Below are 21,556 nucleotides of genomic sequence, written 5' to 3'. Positions count from 1 at the left end.
GGGCAGGCTCCCGCGCCCGGCACCCCGCTGGACCGCGGCTGGGGCCCGTGGCGGCATCGTGCTTCGCGGACCTCGTCGGCGCCCCGGGTGGACCCGGTCGACCCGGGCCGGGTCACGCGTCCCGAGTCAGGCGAACGGTGCTTCCGGCCACGGAGATCAGCCGGTCGCTCGCGGGGTCGTGATCCACGTCCGACTCCAGCCGCCGGGCCTCGGTGACGACCTGGTAGGTCTCCTGCCCCGATGGCAGTGCCACGTGCACGTCGCCACTTCCCGCCGAGGTGGCCCTCACCCGCCGGGGCGCCTCGGCGAACACCAGCCTCGCGTCCCCGCTCCGGGTGTTGGTCGTGACCTCCGGTGACCTGATGCCCCGCACGACGAGGTTGCCTGACTCGCTGCTCAGGTCCAGCGGCCCCCTCGCGTTCCGGATCTCCATGTGGTTGGTGGTGATGCTCGCCCGGAGGGAACCCGAGGTGTTGTCCGTCCTGATGTGCCCGGAGCGGGCCGCGAGGTCCAGGTCGCCCGAGGTGTCGGAAACGTCGATTGTGCCGTTGTCGAGACTGGCCGTGACCGGGCCGGTCAGGCCGGTCACGGTGACGCTCCGGCCCCGCCCCGTCAGCTCGATGGCGGTGCCCACGGGCACGGTGATGGCGTAGCGGCCCGAACAGCCGGGGGTGAAACCGGTGCAGGTGGTCTCCACCAGGAGGCTGTCGCGCTCCACCGTCCAGCTGGCGTTGCCCTCGCTGGCCGCGGCACCACCGAGGTACTGGTCGAAGCTCACCGAGTCCACATCGGACTCGCGAAGCTCGACCGCACTGCCGACCACCTCGACGATGAGGCGCTCGCCGGTGAGCGGGAACTCGTGGCTGGATGTCAGCGTCTCCTGGTTCGTCGTGGGCGAACAGCCGGCCGAGACGGCAGCCGCCGCCACGAGCGCGATGGCCATCACTGGCGGAGCCGCCTTGTGGCCCATTCCTTCTCCCTTTCTCCGCCCGATTTCCTTTCCCCCTTCCGCGTTTCGGGGGACAGGGAATCAAACTAGCGTCGCACCCACCGCCGAGGAATCCGGGAAAACCCCGAATCGCGGGTATAGCCTGCTGTAGTCACGGCTGTCCCACATCCTCTACCGCGTCGACGGCGCCATTCCCGCGAGCGGTCCGCCGCCACTCGGGCAGGAGCGGATGAGCGTGGAGTACCGGCAGGTCAGGTGCCTTCCAGTCGGGACCAGCCGACAGGAGCGGGCGGACCGGGACCGGTCAGGGCGGCGATAGCCGCTCGCCGCCCGCGGCTCGATGTCGCCAACGCGCCCAGGGCGCGGTCGTGCCGAGCACGAGGAATCGCTTCACGACCACGACCGCGGCCGACTGGCAGTACGCCAACGTGTGCGATCTCGGACTCGGATCGGACCGGGAGGACATTCCTGGTCCGAGGATCACCGCGGCCGACGATCAGGTTGGGCGGGGGAAGTCCGACGCACCGGCGGTCCCGGATCTGGTGGCCGGCGCCCGCGACGGCCGAGGACCGGTACCCGAGGACGTGGGTGGTGCCGTGCCGACCGCTCCTGCGATGAGGTGGACTCACGACGACGGCGAACCAGCAGCTGGCTCACCTGGACGCGGGATCCGACACAAGGGTGAACGTAGCTGACGGGCATACTGTGCGTGATCATCCGTACCCCTCGTCCCGAGCGTCCACGGTGGAGCACCGATGTCCAGTCGTCCCGTCCGAATCGTCCTCGCGGAGGACTCACTCCTGATCAGGGAGGGGCTGACCGGACTGTTGACCCGCCTCGATCATGAGGTGGTGGCCGCCGTGGAGAACGTCGAGGGGCTGGTGGCCGCGGTCGACGAACACCGGCCCGACCTGGTCATCACCGACGTGCGGATGCCCCCCGGCTACTCCGACGAGGGACTCCGCGCCGCCGTCAGGCTGCGGCGTGACCATCCGGATCTGGCCGTCCTGGTGCTCTCCCAGTACGTCGCCACCGCCTATACCGTCGAACTGTTCGGCGGCACCAGGACCAGCACCGCCGGCCTCGGCTACCTGCTCAAGGACCGGATCGGGGAGGTCGGGGAGTTCGCCGAGGCGATCAGCCGCGTCGCCGGCGGCGGGATGGTGATCGACCCCGAGGTCGTCAGGCAGATGATGTCCGACCGCCGGAAGCAGCAGTCGCTCGCCGCGCTGACGGCCCGGGAACTCGAGGTGCTCGGGCTGATGGCCCGGGGCGGCACCAACAACATGATCTCGCGGCAACTCCACATCAGCGAGGCCGGCGTCGCCAAGCACGTGGGCAACATCTTCCACAAGCTCGGGCTCAACGCGGACGACGGTCACCGCAGGGTGCTGGCGGTGCTGACCTACCTGCGGGACGCCTGACCGAGGCGGTCGACCGGGGTTTCCCTCACCTCAGCGGGCGCGGAGCCATCGGGGGCGAGTCGACTACCCGATGCGCCTGGAGCGGATGCGCCGCCGGGGTGGACGCGGTGGCGTGCGACGGCGGGGCGGACCGGTGAGCGAGCGCGCGCCCGGTCCGTGGGCCGAATGACGCCGACTAGCTGACGAGCACGACGAGTGCCGCGCCCGCCGCCACGTAGGCGCCACTGAGCACTCCGCGCAGGCGGGGGCGGGGAGCGCGGTCCGCCCTGGTGGGCGCGTCCCAGGGCAAGGACCGCCAGCGCAGGCAGGCGCCCGCGACCCCGACGCCGATCGCGCCGCAGGCAGCGACCCAGCCCCAGCTGATCGCCCACCCCCAGGACGTCATGCCGTGGGGTGCGACGAGCACCCGCGCCACCGAGGCGATCACGACGGCGTCCACCGTTCCGCTCACCAGGGCGTACCTGTCCCTGGCCGCGGCCTTCCCGCGACCCCACGCCCTGGTGAGGAGCACCCCGATGAACACGAGGGCCACGAGGGCGGGGACCGCGCCCAGCAGGGGTGCCTCCATCAGAGTTCTCCCGACCTCGCCAGCAGTTCCCAGCCTGCCGCGTCGACCCACTGCCCGGTCGCGGACACCAGGGCCACCCCGGTCCCCGCCTCCCGGTCGACCCCGAGGAACGCGGCGAACCCGGACGTGTGGCCGTTGTGCCACACCACCTGCCGTCCGTCCTCGGTCTCGGTGGTGATCCACGCCCAGCCGATCCGGTCGGGCCCCAGCTCACCACGGGGTTCGAGGGCGTCCATGCCCGGTGCGGTCCCGTCCAGCAACGCCGACAGCAGGACGGCCAGGTCGTCGGCGTGGATCCGCAGGCCACCCGCGGGTGCCATCGACTCGCCCGCCCAGGCGGCGACGGTCCGACCGGACGCGTCCTCCCCGAGGAGGTCCCGCCGGTCCAGTTCGGCCGGGCTGGTCGGGATGTGCGCGTCGGCCAGGCCGACCGGGTCGAGGACCCGGTCCCGCGCGAGCTCCGGGTAGTCCTGGCCGGCGACCTCGCCCAGCGCGGCTCCCAGGACCTCGAACGCCACGTTGGAGTAGGTGCCGGGTTCGGAGTCCGCCGCGAGCTCGGCGACCTCGGCGAGCCGGTCCTCGGTGCTCGACGGGTAGGGGAACGATCCGGTCCAACTCGCCCACAGGTTCAGCAGGTACTGGCGGCGGGAGGGGATCTGCGGTGGCAGTCCGGAGGTGTGGGTGGCCAGTTCCGCCAGGGTCGCCTCCCCGGCCGGGGTGCCCTCGAGCTGGTCGAGCAGCGTCCCGACGCGGGTGTCCGCCGTGACCTCGCCCCGGTCGATCGCGTCGGCCAACAGCAGGCCGGTGATGCCCTTGGTGATGGAACCGGCCTCGAAACGGGAGTCGTGGTCGGTGCCGATGACGGTCGTGTGGCGGCCTTCCGGTGTCACGACGGCGGCGGCGAGCGCCCGGTGGTCCTCGCCGGCGATCTCCAGCACGAGGTCGGTGAGCTCTCGCCCGCCGTGCGCGTCCTCGGGCAACTGGGACGGGCCTGGCGCGGTGTGGATCCCGATGCTCAGCGCGGCGGTGGTGACCAGCGCGACCACGGTCGAGGAGCGGGCGGGTAGCGGTAACGAAGGCATGGCTGTTCCCCCTGGTGTCGGTGCGCGGATGTCGTGGAACCTGGGTGTGGACGGCGTCGGCGGCGGGAACGCGTCGTCAGCGCGCCGCCGCGAGGGCGAGCAGCAGCGGGATGACCCTGGCGGGCGGAACCTCCAGCGCGCCTCGGCCCACCGACCGCAACCAGCCGGCGGCGGTCAGGATGCGGACGTGGTGGTAGACCTGCCCCTTGGTGCCCATCGAGTCCAGCGATGCCAGCTCCGCCGCGCTGGTGACGCCGTTGAGCACCTCGCGGAGCAGGCGCAGCCGGACCGGTGAGCCCAGCGCGGCGAGGCGGTCCGCTGTGGACTCCGCGTCCGGGCTCTCCAGTGCCAACAGCTCCTCGGAGGAGTGCCCGTACTGCCACTCCACCGGAGTGGCGGCGTCCCGGAGGACGCCCGCGTAGACCAGCCCTCCGGCGTCGGCGGGCATCCGTTGGCGCAGGCCCCGCAGCACCCAGAACCGTTCGGCGAGGTCCGCTGCCTCAGGTGCCGAGGTGGCGTCCTCGGCCCAGCGGGCTTCGAGGGCTCGCACCCTCTCCTCCAGGGCCGCGAGGCGCTCCTCGGTGGACCCGGATTCGTCCGTCATGGCCACGAGTATTACGTAAGTCCGTACTTTTTGCAACTGGTGGGTGTCATGGGAGGGGGCTGACGATGGCCAGGGGCGCTGGTTTCGGTGTACCTGGTGGTGGGCGGGCTTGATCGGCGCCGATCCCCGGGCGAGGTGGGGATCTCCATGTTCAACAAGTACGTACTTCCCCGTGCTGGTCGGCGGTCACGTTCCGAGGGCGGGCACCCCAGGAAGGGGTGCGGCCCGGTGCCATGTCCGGTGTGGGGTGCCAGCGGGACCCGGGAAGTCCGCGTGCCAGCGGCGAAGCCGGAGGCCGGGCGATCAGCGACGGCCTCCGGGCGCACCAGGGGATGGGTGACGGGGAGGTGGTCCCTCAGCCTCGGGCTGCGACTGGGGCCGGCCGGTCGGTGGCCGGGGTGGGTCGGCGGCCGGGGATCAGGGCCGCGACGGCGGCGGCCGTGAGGGCCGCACCCGCCCCGATCGCGATCACCAACCGGAACGCGTCCTGCGACGGCAGGGTGTCGGACCCGAACGAGATCGTCATCCGGGCGAGCGCCACCCCCGCCACCGCGCTGGACACCGAGGTGCCGATCGAGCGCATCAGCGTGTTCAGGCTGTTCGCGGCCGCCGTCGCCGTCACGGGAACCGCCGCCATCACCAGCGAGGGCATCGCGCCGTAGGCCAGGCCGACGCCGGCGCCGATGACGCTCGACACCAGCACGAGGTGCCAGATCTCCGTCATCAGCAGCAGGTTCAGCGCGTAGCCGGTCGCCACGACGAGTGCCCCGACGATCAGGGTCGTCTTCGGCCCCCTGGTCCGGGAGATCCGGGCCGACACCGGTGCCATCGCCATCATGACCAGCCCCGAGGGCGCCATGACCAGGCCGACCGCCACCATCGACTGGCCCAGTCCGTAACCGGTACCGGTGGGCAGTTGCAGCAACTGCGGCAGCACCAGCGACATCGCGAACATCGAGAAGCCGAACACGACCGAGGCCAGGTTGGTCATCAACACCGGTGGACGCGCGCTGGTGCGCAGGTCCACCAGGGGGCCGGGGGTCCGCAGCTCCCACCAGCCCCAGGCGGCCAGCAGGGCGGCGGTGGCGGCGAGCAGGCCCGTGGTGGTTCCGCTGCCCCAGCCCCAGTCCGCTCCCTTGGAGATGGCCAGGAGCAGGCAGACCAGCGCCGCCGAGAGGCCAAGCGCGCCGACGAGGTCGAAGCGGCCGCCCGAGCGCACCGAGGACTCTGGGACCAGTGCCAGCACCAGGACCAGCGCGAACGCCCCCAGGCCGGCCGCCGTCCAGAACAGGACGTGCCAGTCGAACTGCTCGGCGAGCAGGGCCGCGGCGGGGAGGCCCAGCGCGCCACCCACGCCGAGGGAGGCGCTCATCAGCGCGGTGGCCGAGCCGAGCCGCTCGGCGGGCAGTTCGTCGCGCATGATGCTGATGCCCAGCGGGATGACCCCGGAGGCCAACCCCTGGAGGACACGTCCCGCGATCATCGGCGACAGGCTGTCGCTGAGCGCGCACACCACCGAGCCCGCGACCAGGAGCGCCAGGCTGATCAGCAGCATCCGCCGTTTGCCGTACATGTCACCGAGACGGCCCATGGTCGGCGTCGCGACGGCGGCGGCGAGCAGGGTCGCGGTGATCGCCCAGGCCGTGTCGGCCGCGGGAGCTCCCAGGAGGTTGGGCAACTGCGGGACGAGCGGGATCACGACCGTCTGCATGAGCGACACGACGATGCCCGAGAAGGCGAGCACGGCCACCACGGTGTTCGCCGGTGGTCGGTCCGTCGGGTCGGCGGAGCGGACGGGTGCGGTGGACATGGCGGAGCCTCCGTCGGGAAGAGGGGAGCGAACCGATGTTAAATCAGTTGCTTGACTTAGCCTAGTCCCGCCGGATTCACTGGGGCGTCACCGGGCGGAGACCAGGGAGGTCACGATGTCGGATCGGATCGTCGGAGTGGTGGTCGGGCACGGGGTGGGGAACCGAAGATCGAGGGTCCGAACACCCCGTGAGCTGCCTGTAGGGTGGTGACCGTGGTGGCGGATGTCGACAGGCGACCGAGGGCGGCGCAGGCCGAGGTCACGCGACGTCAGATCCTCGCCACGGCGGAACGGCTGTTCGCCGAGGAGGGCCTGTACGCGGTGTCCAACCGCCAGATCAGCGCGGCGGCGGGACAGGGCAACAACGCGGCGGTTGGCTACCACTTCGGCACCAAGGCCGACCTGGTCCGCGCCATCGCCCGCCGGCACACCGAGGCCATCGAGGAGCTGCGGGTGGCGTGCGTCTCGGCCGTGCGGGGTTCGCGGGAGGTCCGCGACTGGGTGGACTGCCTGGTGCGTCCGGTCACCTCCCATCTGTCCTCGTTGGACGGGCCGACCTGGTTCGCCCGGTTCGCCGCGCAGGTGATGACCGATCCCGCCTTCCGCCCCGTCCTCGCGGAGGAGTCCCTGGCCTCGCCCTCGCTGCGCGAGGTGCTCGACCAGCTGTCGTCCTGCCTCCCGGAGGTCCCGCCCGACGTGCGGGCGGACCGCGCGGACATGGTCCGACACCTCATCCTCCACGTCTGCGCGGAACGCGAGCGGGCGCTGGCCGAAGGAGAGGTCACCCCTCGTGCCGGGTGGGACGGAGCCGCCACCGGTCTCGTCGACGCCATCGTCGGGCTGTGGACGGCGCCCCACGCGGGTGAGCGCTCCCGGCCGAGGCCGCCGGGGCTGTGATCGCGGCCCTCGGGTGCCCGCCCGGCACCGGTCCTCCACGTCCGGCTGGGACGGGTGGGCGGTGGTGGCCGGGGTGCTCCCGCGAGGTCCCGACACCCGGCGGCGCGGCCCGCGTCCCTGGTTGAGCTGCTTCCCCGCGCGGGCCCCGATCCGGGTGGTGCTCAGGAGGCTCAGCCCGTGGAAGCCGTCCCCCGTGGTGGTGTCGGCGTGCCCGCGTTCGACCGAGGTCCGAAGGGGATGGTGGTGCCCGGTCACCCCCTCGGGGCGTAGTGGTCCGGGCGATCCGGTCGCCGCGGGGCTGGACCGTTCGGCTCGGGGGACTGGACCTGTCCGCGGTGCTGCCGTCACCCTGTGTCATGGTGATCACCTCCAGAAGTCGTAAGTCAGTCGCTTGACTCAATGGGGGGATTTCGTTTAGCTGGACCGGAGGACATCGACACCCAGGAGGACGCGGTGGCACTCGGCGACGCCGACCAGAAGCTGGACTACCCCATCCCGGCCCCGGCCGCGTTGGAACCACCGACGGAGTGGACCGAACTGCGAGGGCGGTGCCCGGTCGCCCCGGTCACCCTGCCGAGCGGCGACACGGCCTCCCTGCTGACCCGGTACGACGACGTCAGGCAGGTGCTCTCCGACCCCCGGTTCACCCGCCACCTCAACGCCCCCGACGCCGCCCGCATCGCGGCGAACGAGTCCGGCGGGGTCTTCAACGGCGCACTCGCCAGCGCCATGCCCGAGGAGACCCATCAGCAGTGGCGGCGGCTCGTCGGCAAGTGGTTCACCGCCAAGCGCATGACCCAGCTCCGCCCGGGGATCGAGGCCATGACCGACCGCCTGGTCGATGCCATGCTGGAGCACGGCGCTCCCGCCGATCTCAGGTCGATGGTCGGTTTCCCGCTGCCGGTCTGGGTCATCTGCGACATGCTCGGCGTGCCGGAGGCCGACCGGGACCGCTTCGCCTACTGGTCCAACACCCTGCTGAGCCTGACCCGCTACGAGCAGGACGAGATCGACGCGGCGCAGGCCGAGTTCCGCGCCTACATGGTCGGCCACATCGCGACCACCCGGGAGAACCTGGGGGAGGACCTGATCAGCGAGCTGATCGCCACCGCGGAGACCCACGGGCACGTCATGCCGGACGAGGCGCTGCTGGCGACGGCGCAGGGCTTGCTGGTCGCCGGCCACGAGACGACGTCGAACATGATCGGCAAGATGGTGGGCATGCTGCTCGTGGACCGGGGACGCTGGGAGGCGCTGGTCGCCGACCCGTCCCTCGTGCGGACCGCCGTGGAGGAGCTCCTGCGCATGGACGCCAACGGCGGCTTCGGGATCCCCCGCTACATCACCGAGGACGCCGAGGTCGGCGGCACCCTCGTGCCCAGGGGCACCACCGTCGTCTGCAACCTCAGCGCCGCCAACCGCGACGAGCGGGTCTTCCCCGACGCCCACCAGCTGGACCTCACCCGCAGCCCCAACACGCACCTCGCCTTCGGAGCGGGCGGCCACTCCTGCCTCGGGCAGTCCCTCGCCCGCACCGAACTCCAGGCCGTGCTCTCCGTGCTGCTGCGCCGCCTCCCCACGCTCGAGCTCGCCGTCGCCCCCGAGGACCTGGCGCGGGTGGAGGGGCTGGTGGTCGGCGGGCTCCAGGAACTACCGGTTCGATGGTGACCACGGGACACGGGACCCGACGCGCGGAGGACACCCGGGAGCTGATCCTGACCACGGCCGAGCGGCTCTTCGCCGAACGCGGGATCTCCGCCGTCTCCAACCGGCAGGTGGGTGAGGCGGCCGGCCAGGGCAACAACTTCGCCGTCGGGTACCACTTCGGGAGCAGGACCGAGCTGGTGCGGGCCATCATCGGCAGGCACTCCCGTGCCATCGAGGCGACCAGGGAGCGGATGCTCGCCCGCATCGAGGGCAGCCACGACGCGCGCGACTGGGTGGCGTGCCTGGTGTGGCCGTTCACCGACCACCTGGACCGGCTCGGCACTCCCTCCTGGTACGCGCGTTTCAGCGCCCAGGCGCTGACCGACCCCGCGTTGCGCAGGATCATCATGGAGGACGCGCTCACCACGGAGGCCCTGCGTCGCATCGTGGAGGGCTTCAACCGCTGCCTGCCCACCCTGCCACTACCGGTCCACCTCGAACGCGGGGTGATGGCCCGCACCCTCCTGTCCCACCTGTGCGCCGAACGGGAGGCGGCCCTCGCCGACGGCAGGCCGACCCCGAAGGCCACCTGGGACGGCGCCGCGGCCGCGCTCGTCGACGCCATCGTCGGGCTCTGGTACGCACCCGTCACCTCGGCCACCGGCTGAGGAGACCACCCACCACCACGAAGGACGAAGGAGCGAGAACGATGAAGGTGTCCGTCGACGAGGACAAGTGCTGCGGGGCGGGATCGTGCGTGCTGGCGGCCCCCGACGTGTTCGACCAGCGCGACGAGGACGGCGTCGTCGTCCTGCTGAACGCGGAACCGCCGGCCGAGCTGCACGACGCCGTCCGCGAGGCCGCCGACGTCTGCCCCGCCGCCGCGATCACCCTGCGGACAGCTCCGTGAACACCCCGGCGGAGGTGCTCGTCGTCGGTGCGTCCGCCGCCGGGCTCGCGACGGTCGAGGCCCTGCGCCGCCGGGGGTACACCGACGGGGTCACCCTCCTCGGAGCGGAGACCCACCCGCCCTACGACCGGCCTCCGCTGTCCAAACAGGTCCTCGCCGGGGCCTGGGCACCGGACCGGGTGCGGCTCCGCCAGGAGGACGCTCTGGACGCCTTGGACGTCCGGGTGGTCCTCGGCGACCCGGCGGTCTCCCTCGACGCGGGCAAGCGGGTGGTGCGGACCGCGTCGGGACGGCTGCTGCGCTCGGACGTCGTGGTGCTCGCCACCGGGGTCCGACCGAGGACGTTCCCGGGGCAGGACGGTCTCGCCGGCGTCCACGTGCTGCGCACCCTCGACGACTGCCTGGCGCTGCGCGAGGACCTCCGACCCGGGACCCGGCTGGTCGTGGTGGGGGACGGCGTGCTGGGGGCGGAGGTCGCCGCGACCGCCCGCGCCGCCGGGCACGACGTCACCCTCACCGGGCCCCAGGCGGCGCCACTGGAGGCGCAGCTGGGCCCGCTGGTGGCCGGCCTGCTGCGCCGGACCCACGCCGACAACGGGGTGCGGCTCCGGTTGGGCCGGGCCGTGACCGGGCTCGTCGCCCGGGAGGGGCGGATCACCGGGGTGGCCCTGGAGGGCGGCGAGGAGATCCCGGCCGAGGTCGTCCTGGTGGCCCTCGGATCGGTGCCCAACACCGACTGGCTGGCGGGCAGCGGGCTCGACCTGACCGGCGGAGTGCGCTGCGACTCCCGGTGCCGGGCGGCCGACGGGGTCTACGCCGTCGGCGACGTCGCCCACTGGTTCCACGAGGGCCTGGGCGTCGGCATGCGACTCGAGAACCGCACGAACGCCACCGAACAGGCCGGGGTGGTCGCCCAGAACATCCTGGGTGCCGACCGCCCGTACACCCCCGTGCCCTACTTCTGGACCGACCAGTTCGACGCCAGGCTCCAGGTCCACGGCCTGCCGCCCCGCGACGCCGAGGTCACCGTCGAGGACGGCGAACTGGGGTCCCGCGGGTTCGTGGCCGTCTACCGGCGGGAGGGCCGGCCCGTGGGCGTCCTCGGCTGGAACATGCCCAAACAGGCCAGGCGACTGCGGCAACGCCTCCTCGGGCCACCACCAGCGCGTACCGCGCCGACCGCGGTGGACACCGGCCAACCCGCCGTCGCCCCCACGTCCGCCTAGCCCGCGCCGCCGGCCCCACCGACACCCCCGCCGCCGGGAAGGCGGGGAGCCCGCCACGGAAGGAATTCGATGACGAGCACCCTGGACCCCGCCAACCACCCGCCGGCCGACGCGCCCGACTACCCGATGTCCCGCGCGGAGGGCTGCCCGTTCGACCCGCCCCCGCGGCTGGAGCGACTCCGCGAGGAGACGCCCCTGGCCCGGGTTCGGCTCTGGGACGGCACCACCCCGTGGTTGGTCACGCGGTTCGCCGACCAACGCGCCGTCCTGTCCGACCGGCGGGTCAGCGCAGACATGACCCACCCCACCTACCCCCGGTCGGCCCCGGGCCGGGCCAGTCTCAGCTTCATCGGCATGGATGATCCCGAGCACGCGCGGCTGCGGCGGATGGTCGGGTCGGCCTTCACCGTGAAGAACGTCGCCGCGATGCGGCCCGCCGTGCAGCGCATCGTCGACGAGGCGGTGGACGGCCTGCTCGCCGGCCCCCGCCCCGTCGACCTCGTCGAGGCGTTCGCGCTCCCGGTGCCCTCCCTGGTCATCTGCGACCTGCTGGACGTGCCCTACGCCGACCACGACTTCTTCCAGCGGAACAGCAGGACGATGGTGCACCGGAAGTCCACTCCGGAGCAGCGGGCGGAGGCCTCCGGGGAACTGGCCCGCTACCTGGGGGGACTCGTCGGGGAGAAGCTGGGGGAACCCGGCGGCGCCGACCTGCTGTCCCGGCTGGCCCGGCGGGTGGCGGCCGGGGACCTCACCATGCGTGAGGCCACCGAGATGGCCGTGCTCCTGCTCATCGCCGGGCACGAGACGACGGCGAACATGATCGCGCTGAGCACGCTCCTGCTGCTGCGCAACCCCGACCAGCTCGCGCTGCTCCGCGACTCCGACGATCCGACCGTGGCGACGCGGGCGGTCGAGGAACTGCTCCGGTACCTCAACATCACCCACGGCGGGCGGCGCCGCGTCGCGGTGGAGGACATGGAGGTCGCGGGGTGCCCGGTGCGGGCGGGGGAGGGGCTGATCCTGCCGAACGACGTGGCCAACCGGGACCCACGGGCGTTCGACGACCCCGACGAGCTCGACATCACCCGGGAGGCCCGGCACCACGTGGCGTTCGGCTTCGGGGTGCACCAGTGCCTCGGCCAGCCCCTGGCCAGGCTCGAACTCGAGGTCGTCTACCGCACGCTGTACCGCAGGCTCCCCGAGCTCCGCCTCGCCACCGAGTTCGAGACCATCCCCTTCAAGCACGACGGCTTCGTCTACGGCGTCTACGAGCTCCCGGTGACCTGGTAGGCACCGGGTGCGTCACCGGCGGTCGCCCCGTGGCCGGCACCCGCCGGGAGGGCGCGCCCGGGCCCGGCCCTGGTCCGGCCGGGAACCGCCTCGGGGCGGCCGGGGGCGGCGCCTCCCCGCCGAGGTGCCGTGCCTGGCCGACCACCGGGGGAGGCGTACGGGGAGCTCCGCCGACGGCCACCCACCGGTGGCAGGTCGGTCCCGGCACGCGGTGCGGAGTGGGCCGGGACCGTTCGTCCTGCTCCCGCCGCTCCGCCGAGCCGCCCTCGCGGGAGCCCCGCGTGTCGAGCGAGCCGTCCCACGCGTCGACGGTTCGCTCACCGGAACGTTCGGCCCGGTGGCTGTCAGCCAGCCAGCACGTCGCACCCGGTGCGCCGCTGGTTCCCCTTCTCGATCCTGGACCGCCGCGCGGTCGGACACCGGCTTCTCGCCCTCGGTGTCGGCGGGGTCCGGTGCGCGGGGGGAACGGCTAGGACACGGCTCCCAGGGGCAGGCCGCTGCCGCGCCAGGTGGCTGCCAACCGCTCCACGGAGAGGTCCAGCGCCTCGGCGAGGCAGATGATCGTGCCGAATCCCGGGGAGGGCAGCCGGCCGGTCTCGATCTTGCGCAGGGTCTCCGGTGAGATGCCGGCCGCGCGCGCGACGTCCGTCAGGTCCCGCTCCGCTCGCGCCTGCCGCAGCAGGGCTCCGAGGCGCCTGCCGGCTTCGATCTGTTCGGGGGTGAGCGGGTGGCGGACCATGTTCCCAGCCTAGGGTTGGTATTAGTATACCGTCAAGTGCTAGGGTGGCGGGTATAGTAATACCACTACCTGTGACGCGAGGTGCTCGTGATCGAACTGAAGACGCCTGCGGAGATCGACCGCATGCACGTGACCGGGCGTTTCGTCGCCGAGGTGCTCACCGAGGTCGGCCGTCTCGCCGACGTGGGCGTCAACCTGATGGACCTTGAACACCACGCGCGCGGCATGATCGCGCGGTGCGGAGCCGAGTCCTGCTACTGGGACTACACCCCGTCCTTCGGTCGAGGACCGTTCCGCAACGTCATCTGCCTGTCGGTCAACGACGCCGTCCTGCACGGACTCCCCCACGACTACACGCTGCGGGACGGGGACGTCCTCAGCGCTGACCTCGCGGTCAGCATCGACGGCTGGGCGGCCGACTCGGCACGCACCGTCATCGTGGGCACGCCAGCCGAGGAGGACCTGCGGATCATCCGCGCCACCGAGGAGGCACTGGAGGCGGCGATCGCGGTGGCGCACCCCGGCAACCGCCTTGGGGACATCTCGGCGGCGATCGGAGAGGTGGCCCGCGACTACGGCTACCCGGTGAACACCGAGTTCGGTGGGCACGGCATCGGCCGGACCATGCACGAGGACCTCCACGTCCCCAACGAGGGGCGGGCCGGTCGTGGCCTGACGCTCCGCCCCGGGCTCACCCTCGCGCTGGAGCCCTGGTTCGCGCGGACGACCGACCGGATCGTGTACGACCCGGACGGCTGGACGATCCGCTCGGCGGACGGCTCACGCACGGCCCACTCCGAGCACACCGTCGCGATCACCGAGGATGGCCCCCGGGTGCTCACCCGGCGCGAACCCGAGGCCGCCGCGACGGCCGGCGGTTCCGGCGGGCCTCCCGGCGCGAAGGACGCCTGACCGGTCCGACGCGGGCGGCTCCTCCGACCCGCCGCCCGCGCCAGGCGCACCCGGTGGCCGGATGGGCGCGATCCCTCGGGGCTGGCGTGCGGACCACGCGCCGCCCGGCGGCGGCACCCACTCGACCCGAAGCGCCCCGAGGGGGGCGGATCCGCGTGACGTGGAAGGTCACCGCGACCGAGCGGGATGGTGGCAGCGCCGATCGCGTCGGTTGGTCACGCTCCTCGGTCCGGTGCCGGTTCGTCGCGCCGTTCCTCCTGTGGCGGGGAGAGGTCGAGGGCCGCGACGAGGCGCTGGGCGAGGGCCGTCGGGTCGGGTACCGGCTCGCCCGTGTAGGCGGCAAGGAACGCTTCGTGCAGCGCGGCGCCGGTGAGCAGGCGTGCGACGGCGTCGGCGTCAAGGTCGCGCAGCCGGCCGAGTCGGACCTCCTGGTCGAGGTAGCGGGCGAGGCCAGCCGAGGGGCCGTGGGGGCCGGCGCCGCGGGTGACCATCGCTTGTCGGTGAGCGCGCAGGAGTTCGGTGTTGCCGAAGATCGATGCGGCGATCGGAAAACCCTGCTCGTAGAACCGCAGCAGGTTCGCGACGAGATGTTCCAGGTTGGCGGTGACCGTGCCGGTGCCAGCCAGTCCCCCGGCCAGATCGAGCCGCGGTGAGCGGTTGGTCAGCACTCGCAGGAAGATGTCGCGCTTGTCGGGGAAATGCTTGTAGAGCAACGCCTCCGAGCAGCCGGCCTCGCGGGCGATCTCCTTGGTGGTGGCGCGCATGAGCCCGTCGCGGCGCATGACGACCGCCGCCGCGTCCAGGATGCGTTCGTAGGCGGACGGTGCGTCGCCGCGCGGAGTCGAAGTTGACCTGGGTAGCGGCATACTGCCACTCTAGGGGTGAGTGAATACTTACTCACCCCTAGGAGGAACATGTCGCTGTTAGAGATCACGCGCCTCGCGCTCCTGGTCGCCCACTTCCTCGGCCTCGCGGCCCTGATCGGTCCTTTCCTCCTGCAACTCCGCAGCCGGGAGGCGTTCCGCCTGCGCCTGATGCTCACCGGCGCGATCGTGCAGGTCGTCACCGGCAACGCCCTCATCGCCGCGCGGCGCCTGCAGGGGCTCGATGTCGACGAGGTCAAGGTGATCGTCAAGCTCGGCATCGCCCTCGTCGCTCTCGGGGCGCTCGTCGCCGCGCTCATCGCGCGACGCCGTCGGGGAGCGGACACCGCCTCGGTGCGACAGCTGTTCCACGCCGCCGGCGGGCTCGGCGTCACCGACGTCATCGTCGCGGTGGTGTGGACATGACGCGCCGGACGCTCATCTGGCCGGTCGTCGCCTTCGTCGTGCTGATCGTCGAACTCGGGGCGACGATCGGCACCGTCACGGGCGACCCGTTCACCCCGGCGGCGGGGTGGGGCCCGACCCGCCCGGTCGACGCCCTCGCCTTCGCGATGGTGGTTCTCGGGTGCGTCGCGCTCGCGTCGTTCGCCCGATTCCCGCTCACATCCACGCTGATCGCGACCGCTTCCTACGTCGTCTTCATCGTGCGCGACCACGAACTGGGCATGTTCCTGCCGCCGATGGTCGCCGTCCTGGGGCTGGCCGCGTGGGCGCGGCACCGCCTCGCCGCGATGCTCTGCGCCCTGGCGAGCCTCGCGGCGGCCGCGATCTGGGTGGGCCACCGCACCGCCTCGATCGCGGACTCCGGGGTCGCGCTGCTCTCCTGGGTGGCGTTCGGCACCGTGCTCGCCGTGTTCTTCCTCGGACCTCTCCTCGTCGGCGAGATCGTCCGCGCCCGATCGGAGCTGCGCGAAGCGCGAGCGTCCGCTGATGTCGCCCGGGCCTGACGGGTCGACTGCGGACCGAATGCACGGTCCCCCACCGCGCGTCCGGCGAGCGCCTACCCATCAGGAGCGGGCCGGGTAAGCCCCTGGAGCTGGTCCTCGTGCGGGCGGTCTCGGTCACCTCGCCCGGCGAGGACCACTGGCAACGCGGCTCCACGCGGCGGCGTCGCCAGGCAGGCGAACGAGGCCACCGAGACCGGCATCCCACTCGGACGTCGCCCTGACGGGGGCGCGGACCCATGCCTCCACGCCACCTCGAGCCCGCTCCGCGCTGGCTCGGGTCCGGTCAGGGGGTGCGTCCCTCAGACGGCGGGAGAACCGGGGGCCTGCCCCACCTCGGCCCGCATGTGCTCCAGGGCCCAGTCCTCGAAGCTGGTGAGCGGGATGCCGAGATCCCGCGCGAACCGGGGGCGGCCCGGCTGGCCGGCGGCGTTGAGCCACTTGTGCGAGGCACCCATCGGCGGCATGCCGGCGGCGACGGCCTCCTCCTCGGTCATGTCCGGGGCCGACAACCGCCTGCCCAGGACGCGGGAGAGGACCTCGGCGACCTCCGCCATCGACAGGTAGTCGCTCGCCAGTTCCAGTTCGACCCCGTCGAACCGCCGCGGTGCGGCGATGGCGGCGGCCGCCGCCCTGCCGATGTCGGCCACCGCGACCACGGGTATCCGGACCTCGGGGCGCAGGAGGGTGACCAGGCCGCCCTCGATGCCGCGCGGGAAGAGGTAGGCCATGGACGGGAGGAAGTTCTCCATGAAGAAGACCGGCTTGAGGATGGTCCAGTGCGGGAAGCCGGCCGCGCGGACCTGGTCCTGGACCGCGCACTTCGCGCCGAGAGTGGGTTCCATCCAGGACCAGTGGCCTTCGGCCCAGCCGGGGGTCCCGGTGTGCTGGCCGGCGCCGGAGACCGACGTGTGCACGAACTGGGGTACTCCGGCCGCCTTCGCGCCCTCGACGAGGTTGCGGCCCTGGACCACCTCCCCGGCGAAGTCGACCCCGTCCTCGCTCATGCGGGGCATCTGCACGGAGAAGACGGCGCGGGCTCCCTCGGCCGCGCGGATCACCGAGTCGCGGTCGTGGAGATCGCCGGTGACCAGTTCGGCGCCGAGTTCCTCCACGGCCTTCGCTCGGTCGGTCGCGGGGTCGCGCACGAGGGCACGCACGGGAACGCCGTCGGCGAGCAGGGCGCGGGCGGTGGCGCCCCCTGCCTGCCGGTGGCGCCGGTGACCAGGACGGGCGCGGGATTCGTGGGCATGCTGCTCCTCGACTGGGTGGAGACATAAGTGGCGGGTCCCGCCGTTTGTGTTCGGGTACGATACGGCGGGCCCCGCCACTTGGCAAACCTGGAGGTGACGACATGCCCGAGCGCCAGCGTGCCGACGCCAGGCGCAACTACGCGCACATCCTCGCGGTGGCCGAGGACGAGGTCGCCACCCGTGGCGCCGACGCCTCCATGGAACAGATCGCCCGCACCGCGCGGGTTGGCTCGGCGACCGTGCGCCGGCATTTCCCCACTCGCCGAGCGCTGTTGGAGGCGGTCTCCCGGAAACGGATCGAGGCCCTGTGCGTCCGCGCCCACGAACTGGCCGGCGCGGCCGACAGCCGGACCGCGCTCGTGAACTGGCTGGGCGAGGTCGTCTCCTACTGCGTCTCCGCCCGGGGACTGGCGGTCGCGCTGGCCTACGACGGAGCCGAGTCGGCCCAGGCGCACGGCAACAGCTGCTCGGACGCCCTGGAGGAAGCCGCCGCCCCGCTGCTGCGCGCTGCCGTGGAGGACGGGGCCGTGGCCGAGGACGTCACCGTCCCGGACCTGATCACGCTGGCCGTCGGCATCGCCCTGGCCACGGAGCACCACCCTGACCCCGGTGCCCAGGCGGACCGGTTGTTCCGGTTGGCCGTCACGGGCCTGAGCCCTCGGACCTGAGCGAGCCCTGGGGACGGACCAGGTCCGTCCCACGCTCAGGCGTGGACCGCGTGCGGAGTCAGTCCGCCGGACGGGGAACGGCCCACGTCCCCTGGCCCGGGTCGCCGTCGCCGGCAGGAGGATGCGAACCGGTCTGGTGGCGGAGCGGGATTCCCCGGCGCGGCGCGGACGACCGACACGATGCCTCCGGTGGTGTGCCGCACACCGACGCGTCACGCGGAGCGGGTGCGCTCCTCGGAGGGAACGGCCCACGGCGGGTTGCACGAAGTCGTCGGCGATTCCTCCTCGACGGTGTCGCCGTCGGCTCACGTCCCGACGCTCCGGCGCTCGTCATGGGTGCCGTGGGGAGGGGAGTTCGGCGACGCGCGGGGGTGGGGCCGAGGGCCGTCGTCGTTCGCTCACCGGCGGTGGATGGAGGCGGGTCGCTCCGCTGACTGCCCTACCCGTGGCCGCGCCGGACTGCGGGCCGCTCGCCCACCTCGCCCGTCGCGTGCCGAGGATCGCGTCCGGTCAGGACTCCGCACCCTCGCCCACCGGCGCGCTCGCGGTCGCCGCTGCCATTCGGGTGCGCCGGCGCCGGGCCAGCGCCATCCCCACCACGCCGGCCAGCACGACGACAACCGCCAGTTCGGTCCAGGGCACGGCCGTCCGCGTGAACCCGTGGGAGGCGACCTCCGGCGGGGACACCTCGTCCTCACCCACGGCCAACGCGGTCACCGACAGGTCACCGAAGAGCAGGAACCAGGGCGAGACCTCGACGTCGACGGACCGGGACACCACGTCGCCCGGGAGCAGCTCGTCCACCCCGTCCGAGTCCCGCGCCGATCCGAGGCCGAAGAGGCCCTCCGCGTCGAGCGTGGTGGCCGCCCCCAGCCGCACGTTGCCCTCGTTGGCGATCTCGTAGTCGACGACCAGCGTTCCCGGGGAGAACGGCACCCACGACGAGCGGCGGTACGAGGTCCCCTCCGCGCTGACCGCCAGCGCGGGTTCCAGCTCGCCGGCCACCTGGAGGTGCAGTCGGACGCCGATCCGGCGCTGGACGGTGATCCCGTCCTCGTCGGTGGACACCCCCACCGCGATGCCCGCCGGGTGGTCACCCGGCGTCGCGTCCTCGGGGACCTCCACGATCACCGGCAGCACCGCCGTCTCGCCACCGGGCACGGTCACGGTGCCCTCGTCGAGCCCTCCGACGCTGATCCAGCTGCCGGACCCCGTCGGTTCCCCAGTAGCGATGTCGAAGACACCGCTCTGCCCGACCACGCCATCCCCGACCGCCACCGCGAACTCGGCCGGCTCCGTGCCGAGGTTGGTCACCGCGACGGCGTCCGACACCTCCTCGCCGGGATCGGCGACGTGCCGCAGCGACAGGCGACCGTCCGGGCCGTCCCCGGTGGCCGGGGCGACGCTCCACCGCACGGGCGCCTCCGCATCCCCGGCGGCCGTGCCTACGCCGAGACCGAGGAACGCGGTGGTCAGGGCCAACGCGGCGAACGCCCGTCCGGGACGGGACCGGAACTGGCGTGGTGACTGCGGGGTGGTGGACACACCCGGCTCCTTCCTGCCGCGCGTCCGCGCGGCGCTCCACCTCGTCCCGGCCGGAGGACCAGCTCCGGACCGGGAAACGGAAGACGGGGTGGAGCAGGGTGCGTCCCCGCTCCACCCCGCCCACGTCGATCAGTCCTTGGCGAACAGCGTCAGCGTGATCTCGCTGCCGTAGCGACCACCACGGGCCTCCTCCGGCACCACGAGGCCGAGGTCCGCGCCCAGGACGGTCGTCCCGAAGCGGCTCACCCGGTCGGTGTCGGCCAGGGCGGCCGGACCGTCGAAGGCGGCCTCCGGGCCGGCCGAGGCGCCGGACTCGGACTCGACCACCTTCGGGCTCCAGCTCAGGTTCTCCGCGCCGAACCGGCGGTTACCGGCGACGAACTCGCTGGCGCTGCCGGAGACCGTCCAGCCCTGACCGCGCGACTGCACCTCGTCGCGGGTGTCGGTCACGGTGACGTGCGGCAGGGAACCGGACTGGCCGCGCGGGTCGCCCTCGAGGACGACGGAACCGGCGTCGGCGACCGACATGCTCAGGGCACCACCGGTGGTGGGCAGCGGGACGCTGGCCTCCAGCGCCACCGAGGAGTCACCCGAGGCGGGGGCGTGACCGAGGAAGTCGAAGACGGCCTCGCCGATGTCGGTGTTGTCCAGGTAGGCCCCCCGGACGATGTCCCACTGGTTGGCCCGGGCCTGGAGGACCTCCGAGCCGGCGCCCTTGGCGTAGAAGGGGACGAGGCCGTTGGTGTGGCCACCGGAGTGCCAGGAGACGTTGGGCAGCGCACCCGCCTCACCGGTGATGGGGGTCCAGGTCGGGTTCGAGTCCGGGCCGGCGAGGTAGCCGGTCTCGTGGTCGGCCGTGACCATCACCAGGGTCTCGTCCCAGCTGCTGTTGGCCTCGACCCACTCGTCCACGGCCTCCACGGCGCGGTTGAAGTCGATCTGCTCCTCCACCGTGCGGGTGGTCTGGTTGGCGTGACCGGCCCAGTCGACCGCACCGCCCTCGACCATGAGGAAGAAGCCCTCGTCGCCCTGCTCCAGGACGTTGAGCGCACCCTCGGTCATGGTGTCCAGGCCGGGAACGGCGTTGAGCGGGTCGCTCCAGGGGAGGACGTCGTCGTTCTCCAGCCCGGGACGGTTGTACTGGAGGGTCTCCGCGACCTGGGCGAGGCCGAAGACCTTCTCCGGGACCGTCCCGCCCTCGGCGAGGGAGTCGAAGTCGGACCGCTCCTCGATGTAGGTGAAGTCGGTTCCGCCGGTGCTCACCCGCTCGAAGTCGTCCTGCGAGATCCACGTCCAGTCCGATGCCCGGCGGGTGTGGGCGTCGGTGAAGTTGGGGTGGCCGCCGCCCATGAGGACGTCGACACCGCTGTCGATCATCTCGGTCGCCAGACCCTGGTAGTCGTTGCGGTCGGCGTTGTGCGCGATGAACCCGGCGGGGGTGGCGTGGTTGAAGGGCACCGAGGTGACCAGGCCGACCTTCTTGCCGACCTCGATGGCCTGCTCGCCGACGGTCAGCAGGCGGTCCCCGTCCGGCGTGTAGCCGAGGACGCCGTTGTTGGTCTTGACACCCGTGCCCAGCGCGGTCCCGGCGGCGGCCGAGTCGGTGGCGCCGGAGGCCACCCAGTCGAACGAGCCCCAGGCGTCCTCGGTCACGTACTCGGCGCGGCCGTTCGCGGAGTGGTGGGACTGCCCGACCTGGACCGGGTACGACTCGTACACCTGGCTCGCGGTGCCGGGCACGTGCTCCACGGCGCCGGTGGCGGGGTCGACGGAGGCCTGACCGTAGCTCTGCCCCTGCTCGTAGAGGCTCGGCAGGTCGAAGTGGCCGTAACCGCCGCCGTCGGAGATGAGAAGAATGATGTTCTTGGGCACGGGTGTCTCCTCCGCGCCCGCGACGCCGGTCGACAGGGGAGCGGCGGCCATGCCCAGGGCCGCTCCCGTGACGACGAGACCGCGAGTGCGCTTGAGCACTCTGCTGCTCATTGCTTCCTCGTTCCGTGTCAGTGGGTCCGATGCCGCGTGGACGTGGCTTACGCGGCCCTCGCACGTTTTCTGCCGAAGGTGACGCGGACACGATCGGTAGCCGGCTTCCGGGTGAACCTCTGCCGACGTGGTGACTGATCCAGACCGTCTGTTCCGTCGTGAGCACGGCGGGTGGCGCCTCGGCCGTGCCCCGCGGGGGTGTCCTCGGGCTCACCGGT

General features: G+C 72.5%; 21 protein-coding genes. 11 read left to right on the top strand and 10 right to left on the bottom strand.

Annotated features, from left to right (window positions below; all coding sequences use genetic code 11):
- Positions 1-112: 112 nt before the first annotated feature.
- Positions 113-970 carry a DUF4097 family beta strand repeat-containing protein gene (locus tag G443_RS05675; protein ID WP_155886244.1) on the bottom strand — a complete coding sequence of 286 codons (858 nt, stop codon included), beginning with the start codon at positions 968-970 and terminating at the stop codon, positions 113-115.
- Positions 971-1,704: 734 nt separating this feature from the next.
- On the opposite strand from G443_RS05675, the gene G443_RS05670 reads away from it, so the two are divergent.
- The gene (locus G443_RS05670; RefSeq protein ID WP_026420185.1) at positions 1,705-2,373 is read left to right on the top strand and encodes a response regulator transcription factor; all 669 of its coding nucleotides are present in this window, start codon (positions 1,705-1,707) and stop codon (positions 2,371-2,373) included.
- Between the two features lie 175 nt (positions 2,374-2,548).
- Here G443_RS05670 and G443_RS05665 read toward each other — a convergent pair whose 3' ends face one another.
- From G443_RS05665 to G443_RS05650, 4 genes are all read right to left on the bottom strand, one after another.
- Positions 2,549-2,941 carry a hypothetical protein gene (locus G443_RS05665; protein ID WP_026420186.1) on the bottom strand — a complete coding sequence of 131 codons (393 nt, stop codon included), beginning with the start codon at positions 2,939-2,941 and terminating at the stop codon, positions 2,549-2,551.
- Positions 2,941-4,023, bottom strand: a complete 1,083-nt coding sequence (locus G443_RS05660) for a serine hydrolase domain-containing protein (RefSeq protein ID WP_081715658.1) — start codon at positions 4,021-4,023, stop codon at positions 2,941-2,943. Before G443_RS05660 ends, G443_RS05665 begins: the two co-directional genes overlap by 1 nt.
- A 76-nt stretch (positions 4,024-4,099) precedes the next feature.
- The gene (locus G443_RS05655; protein WP_030107093.1) at positions 4,100-4,627 is read right to left on the bottom strand and encodes a winged helix-turn-helix domain-containing protein; all 528 of its coding nucleotides are present in this window, start codon (positions 4,625-4,627) and stop codon (positions 4,100-4,102) included.
- 355 nt (positions 4,628-4,982) lie between these two features.
- Positions 4,983-6,437: an MFS transporter gene (locus G443_RS05650; RefSeq protein WP_026420188.1), complete on the bottom strand. Its 1,455-nt coding sequence runs from the start codon at positions 6,435-6,437 to the stop codon at positions 4,983-4,985.
- Positions 6,438-6,644: 207 nt separating this feature from the next.
- Between G443_RS05650 and G443_RS05645 the strand changes: the two genes are divergently transcribed.
- From G443_RS05645 to G443_RS05620, 6 genes are all read left to right on the top strand, one after another.
- Entirely contained in the window at positions 6,645-7,334 is a 690-nt protein-coding gene (locus G443_RS05645; protein WP_030225923.1) for a TetR/AcrR family transcriptional regulator, read from the top strand.
- Between the two features lie 399 nt (positions 7,335-7,733).
- Complete coding sequence (locus G443_RS05640; RefSeq protein WP_051314274.1) at positions 7,734-9,002, top strand: cytochrome P450; 1,269 nt, start codon at positions 7,734-7,736, stop codon at positions 9,000-9,002.
- Positions 8,996-9,649: a TetR/AcrR family transcriptional regulator gene (locus G443_RS05635; RefSeq protein ID WP_026420190.1), complete on the top strand. Its 654-nt coding sequence runs from the start codon at positions 8,996-8,998 to the stop codon at positions 9,647-9,649. Before G443_RS05640 ends, G443_RS05635 begins: the two co-directional genes overlap by 7 nt.
- Before the next feature lie 41 nt (positions 9,650-9,690).
- Positions 9,691-9,891: a ferredoxin gene (locus G443_RS05630; RefSeq protein ID WP_026420191.1), complete on the top strand. Its 201-nt coding sequence runs from the start codon at positions 9,691-9,693 to the stop codon at positions 9,889-9,891.
- Complete coding sequence (locus tag G443_RS05625) at positions 9,888-11,117, top strand: NAD(P)/FAD-dependent oxidoreductase (protein WP_026420192.1); 1,230 nt, start codon at positions 9,888-9,890, stop codon at positions 11,115-11,117. Before G443_RS05630 ends, G443_RS05625 begins: the two co-directional genes overlap by 4 nt.
- 69 nt (positions 11,118-11,186) lie before the next feature.
- On the top strand, positions 11,187-12,410 hold the full coding sequence (locus G443_RS05620; protein WP_026420193.1) for a cytochrome P450: 1,224 nt from the start codon (positions 11,187-11,189) through the stop codon (positions 12,408-12,410).
- Between the two features lie 469 nt (positions 12,411-12,879).
- On the opposite strand, the gene G443_RS05615 is transcribed toward G443_RS05620, so the two are convergent.
- A complete protein-coding gene (locus tag G443_RS05615) occupies positions 12,880-13,149 on the bottom strand; it encodes a helix-turn-helix transcriptional regulator (protein WP_026420194.1) in 270 nt (89 codons plus the stop codon).
- Between the two features lie 87 nt (positions 13,150-13,236).
- On the opposite strand from G443_RS05615, the gene map reads away from it, so the two are divergent.
- A complete protein-coding gene (map, locus tag G443_RS05610) occupies positions 13,237-14,061 on the top strand; it encodes a type I methionyl aminopeptidase (protein ID WP_026420195.1) in 825 nt (274 codons plus the stop codon).
- 215 nt (positions 14,062-14,276) lie between these two features.
- Here the strand turns inward: map and G443_RS05605 are convergent, their stop codons facing one another.
- Positions 14,277-14,927, bottom strand: a complete 651-nt coding sequence (locus G443_RS05605; RefSeq protein WP_051314275.1) for a TetR/AcrR family transcriptional regulator — start codon at positions 14,925-14,927, stop codon at positions 14,277-14,279.
- Between the two features lie 48 nt (positions 14,928-14,975).
- Between G443_RS05605 and G443_RS05600 the strand changes: the two genes are divergently transcribed.
- Positions 14,976-15,350, top strand: a complete 375-nt coding sequence (locus G443_RS05600; RefSeq protein ID WP_026420196.1) for a hypothetical protein — start codon at positions 14,976-14,978, stop codon at positions 15,348-15,350.
- Positions 15,347-15,892 carry a hypothetical protein gene (locus G443_RS05595; protein ID WP_051314276.1) on the top strand — a complete coding sequence of 182 codons (546 nt, stop codon included), beginning with the start codon at positions 15,347-15,349 and terminating at the stop codon, positions 15,890-15,892. Before G443_RS05600 ends, G443_RS05595 begins: the two co-directional genes overlap by 4 nt.
- 299 nt (positions 15,893-16,191) lie before the next feature.
- Here the strand turns inward: G443_RS05595 and G443_RS05590 are convergent, their stop codons facing one another.
- Complete coding sequence (locus tag G443_RS05590) at positions 16,192-17,049, bottom strand: NmrA family NAD(P)-binding protein (RefSeq protein WP_308208834.1); 858 nt, start codon at positions 17,047-17,049, stop codon at positions 16,192-16,194.
- Between the two features lie 194 nt (positions 17,050-17,243).
- Between G443_RS05590 and G443_RS05585 the strand changes: the two genes are divergently transcribed.
- Positions 17,244-17,810, top strand: coding sequence for a TetR/AcrR family transcriptional regulator (locus tag G443_RS05585; protein WP_026420198.1), 567 nt, complete (start codon positions 17,244-17,246; stop codon positions 17,808-17,810).
- A 510-nt stretch (positions 17,811-18,320) separates the two neighbouring features.
- Here G443_RS05585 and G443_RS05580 read toward each other — a convergent pair.
- Positions 18,321-19,355, bottom strand: a complete 1,035-nt coding sequence (locus tag G443_RS05580) for a COG1361 family protein (protein ID WP_026420199.1) — start codon at positions 19,353-19,355, stop codon at positions 18,321-18,323.
- Between the two features lie 129 nt (positions 19,356-19,484).
- The gene (locus G443_RS05575) at positions 19,485-21,338 is read right to left on the bottom strand and encodes an alkaline phosphatase (RefSeq protein WP_026420200.1); all 1,854 of its coding nucleotides are present in this window, start codon (positions 21,336-21,338) and stop codon (positions 19,485-19,487) included.
- Positions 21,339-21,556 lie beyond the last annotated feature (218 nt).

This window comes from Actinoalloteichus caeruleus DSM 43889 (genome assembly GCF_000429185.2).
Classification (GTDB): Bacteria; Actinomycetota; Actinomycetes; order Mycobacteriales; family Pseudonocardiaceae; genus Actinoalloteichus_B; species Actinoalloteichus_B caeruleus.
This window is presented reverse-complemented; position numbering and strand designations above follow the sequence as displayed.